The organism is Paenibacillus sp. PL91, assembly GCF_012935325.2.
Lineage (GTDB): Bacteria > Bacillota > Bacilli > Paenibacillales > Paenibacillaceae > Pristimantibacillus.
In genome coordinates this window covers 164976-171778 of sequence record NZ_JABBYG020000014.1, presented here as the reverse complement: position 1 = coordinate 171778, position 6803 = coordinate 164976, and the positions used below count along the sequence as shown (strand labels likewise).

The window sequence follows — 6803 nt, the reverse complement described above, 5'->3', positions numbered from 1 at the left end:
AGCCCAATTCACGGAAATAGGTCTAGAAAGTAGACTTATTATAGGCGCTCAACCCGCCAATTGGGCTTCCGGGCACTCCGCCAGCGATAATAGATCTAGAAACTAGATCTATTCCTCACCAACTAGCCCAATTCACGGAAATAGGTCTAGAAAGTAGACTTATTATAGGCGCTCAACCCGCCAATTGGGCTTCCGGGCACTACGCCAGCGATAATAGATCTAGAAACTAGATCTATTCTTCACCAACTAGCCCAATTCACGGAAATAAGTCTAGAAAGTAGACCTATTATAGGCGCTCAACCAGCCAAATGGGCTTCTGGATACCCCGCTAGCGATAATAGATCTAGAAACTAGATCTATTTCTCACCAACTAGTCCAATTCACGGAAATAGGTCTAGAAAGTAGACCTATTATAGCCGCGCAGCCCGCCAAATGGGCCTCCGGGCACTCCGCCAGCTGAAATAGATCTAGAAACAATGAGATCAAAGGTAGTATAAGTTTGGCGGTTGCAAAAGCGCGCATTCTCCGCCAAAATTAACCTATTAAGGAGGCGAGATCATGCTTCATATCGTTAACGGAGATTCGGTTGGCACAAAGCTCAAGGAGGGCGGCGCTTTAGGGGATATTCTCGTTTGGCGGGAAATCTATACGGTCGGACCCGTATTTGAACAGCCGAGCTTGCCGGCAAATCGAGCTGCCAGAGGGCAATATTTGGAGCAAGCGCTAGGCATTCCGCAGCAGCTTTGGCACGAAGGATTGGAAGCGCAGGAAAAAATGCTGGCAAGCTTCCAACAGCACGATGATATCGTGCTATGGTTCGAGCATGATCTATTCGATCAAACGATACTTTGCTGCTTGCTGCATGGGTTCGCGGGACAAGCCTTGGGCCATACGAGGCTGCATCTGCTAAGCATCAATCAATACCCCGGCATTCCATTATTTCATGGCCTCGGTCAGCTATCCGCGGAGCAGCTGTCCGGTTTGGTCGGTACATGGCATGAAATAAGCAAGGAGCAGCTCCTTTTAGGCAAAAAAGCATGGGAAGCGTATACGTCCCCGACTCCAGAGCCGATTGCTCGGCTGCTTCAGGAGGACACATCCGCCCTTCCGTACCTGCACGATGCTCTCGAGCTTCATTTAGCGCGTTTCCCATCCGTTCGGAACGGCCTAGGCATCGTGGAGCAAACTACGCTAGAGCTGCTATTGAGCGGCGTCGATACGCCCATGCAGCTCTTCTCTCAGGCAACCGACAAGCTTCATGTGCTCGGAATGGGCGATATTGAATATTGGCTTTGTCTGCGGCGCCTCTCGCAAGGCTCGCACCCGCTCATTACGATTGAGGGCAGCGAAAAGATCCCGACACTGAACGACTCGCCCCATGCCTTCTTGCACGTTAAGGTCGGCTTAACCGAATTAGGCGCTGAGGTTGCGGGTTATAAAGCCGATTGGATCAAGCTAAACGGCATTCATGAATGGTACGGCGGCGTGCTCCTCGAGGGCAGCACGCCGCCGTGGCGCTGGGACCGACAGCGCTCTGCTATCTCTCGACTATAACAACAGCCTGCCGGATTTATCCGGCAGGCTGTTCTGTTCTTGCCTAATATCGATTACCGCCACCAAGGCGAGGAAGGATACGCGGCAGCTTGAATGAATACGGTCTCGCCTATTTTCGGAGTGGAAATGCTCGCATTTCTCTCCTTCGCAGCTTTCACGGCGCGTTCCACCGGGTCGGTCCAATCATGCATGGCCAGCGTAAAGGCGCCCCAATGAATCGGAATCATAACCTTTCCCCGTACGTCCAAGTGAGCCTGAACCGTCTCTTCGGGCATCATATGGATCGCGGCCCAGCGCTCATCGTACTGCCCGCATTCCATTAAGGTCAGATCAAACGGACCGTATTTATCGCCGATTTCCTTGAAGTGTGAACCATAACCGCTGTCGCCGCTAAAAAAGATTTTGGTCCCGCGCCCCTGTATAACCCACGAGCACCAAAGCGTAGCGTCACGATCCGTAAGGCTTCTTCCCGAGAAATGTCTAGCAGGCGTACAAGCCAGCTGAAGCCCCTCGTAGGAAAACTCTTCCCACCAGTCATGCTCATCTATTTTTGAGGGATCGACACCCCATTTCACCAAATGCGGCGCAACGCCAAGCGGCACAATAAACTGTTTCACTTTGTCCTTTAGCTTCACAATTGAACCGTAGTCCAGATGATCGTAATGGTCATGGGAAATGAGCACGGCATCGATCATCGGCAGCTGCTCGATTTCGAAGGGAAGCTTGTCGCTGTATCTTTTTCCGCCAAAGAGAGGAAATGGAGAAGGCACGCTGCCAAACATCGGATCAAGCAATATGTTTTTGCCTTCAAGCTGAAGCAGTGAAGCAGAATGGCCGAACCAAGTCAGCTTAGGCTGCGGCTCCTTACCGAAATAAACCTCGCTAAGCGGCTCAATTACAACGGGCTTGCCCGGTCTAGCCTTCGGATTTCCCTTCACGAACTGGACGAGCATTTTCAGCTTCTCGGCTGTCGTTGTCTCCATCGTCGTCGGAACAGGGTTAATAAACTTTTTGCTGGCATATTGCCTCGAGCGGCTAAGCTTCTCTCTCCGCTCCTTTGACTGGCTTGCGCCAAGAGCAGGATAATAGCGCAGCATCAGGAAAATGAAAATGGCGAGAGCAGCGATGAGACCAATGATTATAAGCATTTCTTTCAACCTCTTTCATCTCAGCTTTTGAACGCAGAAAAACCGCTATTGAAGTATACGATACACCTTCAACAACGGTTTTATCAAGTTTACTTTGCGTAAAGCTTTAGGCTATGCCCTTCTTACTCCACGCATAATGGCGCTCAGCAGAAGCACAACTACTACGGCTCCAATAATCGCTTGAATAACGGCAAAGCCGCCGATTTCCGGACCCCATGAGCCTAGAAGAAGCGTACCCAGCCAAGCTCCGATGAAGCCGGCGATTATGTTCCCGATAATGCCTCCCGGAATGTCACGCCCTGCAATCAATCCGCCTAACCATCCTATAATACCGCCAACGATTAATGTCCATAATAAACTCATATTTATCTTCCCCTCTCTGAACTGTTATATAGCTATAATTAACCTCTTATGCCCTCTTTGAATCATTGCGGCGAGGTGTAATTTGTGGAAAGGGAGGGAAAGGTCACTGTTTTCTTTAAACGCTGTCGCTTGGCTGCGCCATAAAATGCGGCAAAACCACCTCGAAAGTCGAACCCTCTTGCAGCCGGCTCTCTACTCGTATTTCGCCATGATGCAGCTCGACAATTTTTTTCACAATCGACAAGCCAAGCCCGCTTCCGTCAGCCGTCCGCGTACGCTGCTTATCACCCTTATAGAAGCGCTCGAACATCCGAAGCTGATCCTCAGGCGCAATGCCGATGCCGGTATCCATGATCAGCACCTTTATTTCATTCTCCGCTCGCTTAAGCACGACCTTCACACTGCCGCGGGCAGGCGTAAACTTAATCGCATTATGAATGAGATTGACCCAAACCTGGCTAAGCATCTCCTCATTGGCCACGATTTCCGTTTCTTCCAGCGCGAGCTCCAGCTCCAGCTCCTTCTCCAGCCACTGCGGCTCGCAGGCCAGAACGATGCTCTCCAGCTGCGCATCAAGGCGGTAACGCCTCGGGTCAAGCTGCTGCTGCTCGGATTCGAGCGTCGTCAGCTTGAGCAGGTTATCGCTTATTTTGGATAGCCGTGTCGTTTCCTTCTCAATAATCGACAAATAATGCCTTTGCTCCTCCGGACTCAGATCCTCGCGCTGCAAGGTGCTCGCAAAGCCGCGAATCGATGTCAATGGCGATTGAATCTCATGCGATACGTTGGAGATAAACTCCTGACGAAGCAGCTCTACCTGCTTTAGCTCATGAGCCATATCATTTATGGACTCGATGAAAGCGCCGATTTGGCCATGATACTTTTTGTCGCGGTCGAGCGAGACATTGAAATCGCCTTTAGCCATCCGCTTCAGCGCATCCATCATTTCGGTCCAAACCGCCCTCTGCTTCGGACGAGTCAGCAAATTAATGACCGCAATCAGCATGAATAATAAAAAAATGCCCAATCCCCAGTTGATCAACTGCAGGGCATACTCTGGCAAACTCACTTCATGCCTTGCATAAAACCATTTCGTGAGCCAATAAGCCAGCGAAAAAGCGAGTCCGCTAATTACAAATACCATGGACACCGACCCTGCGAAGCGCAGCGCAATCTCGAATTTCGATAAGCGCCGCTTCATAGGAGCGCCTCCAGCCGGTAGCCGAGCCCGCGTATCGTACTGATCTTAATCGAAACATGCCATGCCTCAAACCGCTCACGCAAGCGGTTGATGTGAACATCAAGCGTCCTCTCGTTGCCGTCAAAATCATAGCCCCAGATCGCCTCGATCAACTGATTCCGCGTTAACGTGCGGCCCAGATGGCTAACGAGCATGAACAGCAGCTCGAATTCCTTCGGAGGAAGCGTCATATATTCCGCATGAACCTTCACTTCATACGTCTGGCGATCCAGCATCAGCTCCGCTACGGATACCTGCTGGGACACCGCGATCCGGTAACGTTTCAGCAGCGCCTTAACCCGAACGGTCAGCTCGGCGGGATCGAACGGCTTCACCAAATAGTCGTCCGTTCCCAGATTGAAGCCGCGCACCTTATCGCCCATCTCGCCCTTGGCTGTCAGCATGAGCAGCGGAATATCGTAATGCTTGCGAAGCTCCTGGCACAGCTGCCAGCCGTCCATGTGCGGCATCATAATGTCCAATATAACCATGTCAGCAGGCGAAGCTTCCATCCGGGCAAGCGCCGCTTGACCGTCCGGCGCTTCCTGCACGCTTAGGCCTTCCTTCTGCAAAATAACGCAGACAAGCTCCCGTATATGCGGATCATCGTCCACAACTAGCACATAGCCCATCTCTCTACCTTCTTCCCCTGGTTAAGAAGCCGTTCTATTCATTCGAAGCTGACCATTGGCGAATTCGCGATACATCGTATGGCTCGCATACAGCTGCTCATGCGTTCCGACGCCGGTGATGACGCCCTTCTCTAGAAATACGATCGAATCGGCATCTACCACGGTCGACAAGCGGTGTGCGATCACGACCGTTGTGCGGCCGACCATCAGGTTTTTCAGCGCGTCCTGCACCACTTCCTCCGACTTGCTGTCTAGGTTCGACGTTGCTTCGTCAAGCATCAGAATATGCGGGTCGCGCAGCAGCGCCCTTGCAATGGCAATCCGCTGCCGCTGACCGCCAGAGAGCTTAATGCCGCGCTCCCCGACCTCCGTTTCGTAGCTTTCCGGCAAATCCTCAATAAAGCCATCTGCATAAGCCATTCGAGCAGCCTGCTCGATCTCCTGCTGTGATACCTCGCGGTCCAGCCCGTAGCATAGATTTTCTTTGATGGTTCCCGCTATAATCGGACTCTCTTGCGAGACGTAGCCGATCTGGCTTCTCCACGAGCGGAGTGAAGCGTCCTTAATGTCCGTCTTGCCAAGCCTTATCGCGCCTGAGGTCGGATCGTAGAATCGCTCCAGCAGCGAGAACAGCGTTGTTTTGCCGCTTCCGCTCGGGCCTACGAGCGCCGTTACTTTGCCCGCTTCAATCGTGAGACTCACATCCCGAAGAATCGGCTCCTCCGGCTTGTAGGCGAACGATACGTTTTCTACCTGCAGCGTCTGATTCATTTCCGTAACCGCTTTGCCGCTATCCTGATCTTCCTCTTTCGCTTCCAATATTCCAATAATGCTGTCGGTCGCTCCCATCGCCTTCTGAAATTGCGTAAAGAACTGGGCAATTTGCGTAATCGGCAGCATGATCTGGAACAGGTACATGATGAATGCGACCAATTCACCCGCCGTCATCGCCCCTGAGGATACCTGCACGCCGCCAAAGCCGATCAAGCAAACGAGCAGCAGTATAATAATAAACGATACGAGCGGTGAAATAAGCGCCTGCATGCGGGCTTCCTTCAAGCCAAAGCCAAACAAATTTTGAATGCCCGTACGGCCTTGTTCATATTCGACAGGCTCGGAGCCGGATGCCTTCACAAGGCGAATCTCCGATACAACACGATTCACGACAGAGGTAAAGCGCGCATTCTCCGCCTGCGTCTCCTTGGAGATGCCGTACATTTTACGGCCGATCGGCACCATAATCAATGCGGCAACCGGGAACACGGTAAGCATAATAAGCGTCATTTGCCAGTTCATGTAGAACAAAATCGACAATGCGCCAAGAATGGACAAAATGCCTGTAAAAAATCCGGTCACATGCTCGGTAATAAGGCCCTTGAGCAGCGCTGTGTCATTCGTCAGTCGGCTAATGGTATCGCCTGATGCCTTGTTGTCATAATACGGAACCGGCAAGCGCAGCATCTTGCTCCACAGCCTCTCGCGAATGGACGATACGATCTTATTGCCGCTGTAGTGCAGCAGATAGACCGACACGCCGCCAGACACCACTTGAGCAATAAAAGCAACCGCCATCCCTACGATCTGCGCCGTGCTTAACGAACCAAGCGAGAATCCATTCACCATATTTTTTGTAAATAGGGGGATGGTTAGTCCTACGAGCGTCGTAATGACGCTAAGGACAATAGCTATCGTTAACATAACCTTCGGAGGATTCGTCTCCATGATTAGTGCAATGAACCGCTTAACATTGCTATTTTGTTTATCTTTCATCGGTTTTCACTCCTATTTCTCTATTCTCTATTCTCTCCGCCACGTTTTCTACTTTACCTTGCCTTTTTAAACGCAGTTTAAACGATGGGGAGAAAT

General features: G+C 51.4%; 6 protein-coding genes. 1 reads left to right on the top strand and 5 read right to left on the bottom strand.

Features of this window, described 5'->3' with window-relative positions; translation table 11 throughout:
* Positions 1 to 558 precede the first annotated feature (558 nt).
* Positions 559 to 1554: a DUF1835 domain-containing protein gene (locus tag HI950_RS26185; protein ID WP_169084183.1), complete on the top strand. Its 996-nt coding sequence runs from the start codon at positions 559 to 561 to the stop codon at positions 1552 to 1554.
* Positions 1555 to 1607: 53 nt separating this feature from the next.
* Here the strand turns inward: HI950_RS26185 and HI950_RS26180 are convergent, their stop codons facing one another.
* From HI950_RS26180 to HI950_RS26160, 5 genes are all read right to left on the bottom strand, one after another.
* The gene (locus HI950_RS26180; RefSeq protein ID WP_411268147.1) at positions 1608 to 2537 is read right to left on the bottom strand and encodes an MBL fold metallo-hydrolase; all 930 of its coding nucleotides are present in this window, start codon (positions 2535 to 2537) and stop codon (positions 1608 to 1610) included.
* Positions 2538 to 2813: 276 nt separating this feature from the next.
* Positions 2814 to 3065: a GlsB/YeaQ/YmgE family stress response membrane protein gene (locus HI950_RS26175; RefSeq protein ID WP_169084181.1), complete on the bottom strand. Its 252-nt coding sequence runs from the start codon at positions 3063 to 3065 to the stop codon at positions 2814 to 2816.
* A 115-nt stretch (positions 3066 to 3180) separates the two neighbouring features.
* The gene (locus HI950_RS26170; RefSeq protein WP_169084180.1) at positions 3181 to 4266 is read right to left on the bottom strand and encodes a sensor histidine kinase; all 1086 of its coding nucleotides are present in this window, start codon (positions 4264 to 4266) and stop codon (positions 3181 to 3183) included.
* Positions 4263 to 4937 (bottom strand): response regulator transcription factor, encoded by a 675-nt coding sequence (locus tag HI950_RS26165; RefSeq protein ID WP_169084179.1) that lies wholly within the window; start codon positions 4935 to 4937, stop codon positions 4263 to 4265. Before HI950_RS26165 ends, HI950_RS26170 begins: the two co-directional genes overlap by 4 nt.
* 21 nt (positions 4938 to 4958) lie before the next feature.
* Complete coding sequence (locus HI950_RS26160; protein ID WP_169084178.1) at positions 4959 to 6707, bottom strand: ABC transporter ATP-binding protein; 1749 nt, start codon at positions 6705 to 6707, stop codon at positions 4959 to 4961.
* Between the last annotated feature and the right edge of the window lie 96 nt (positions 6708 to 6803).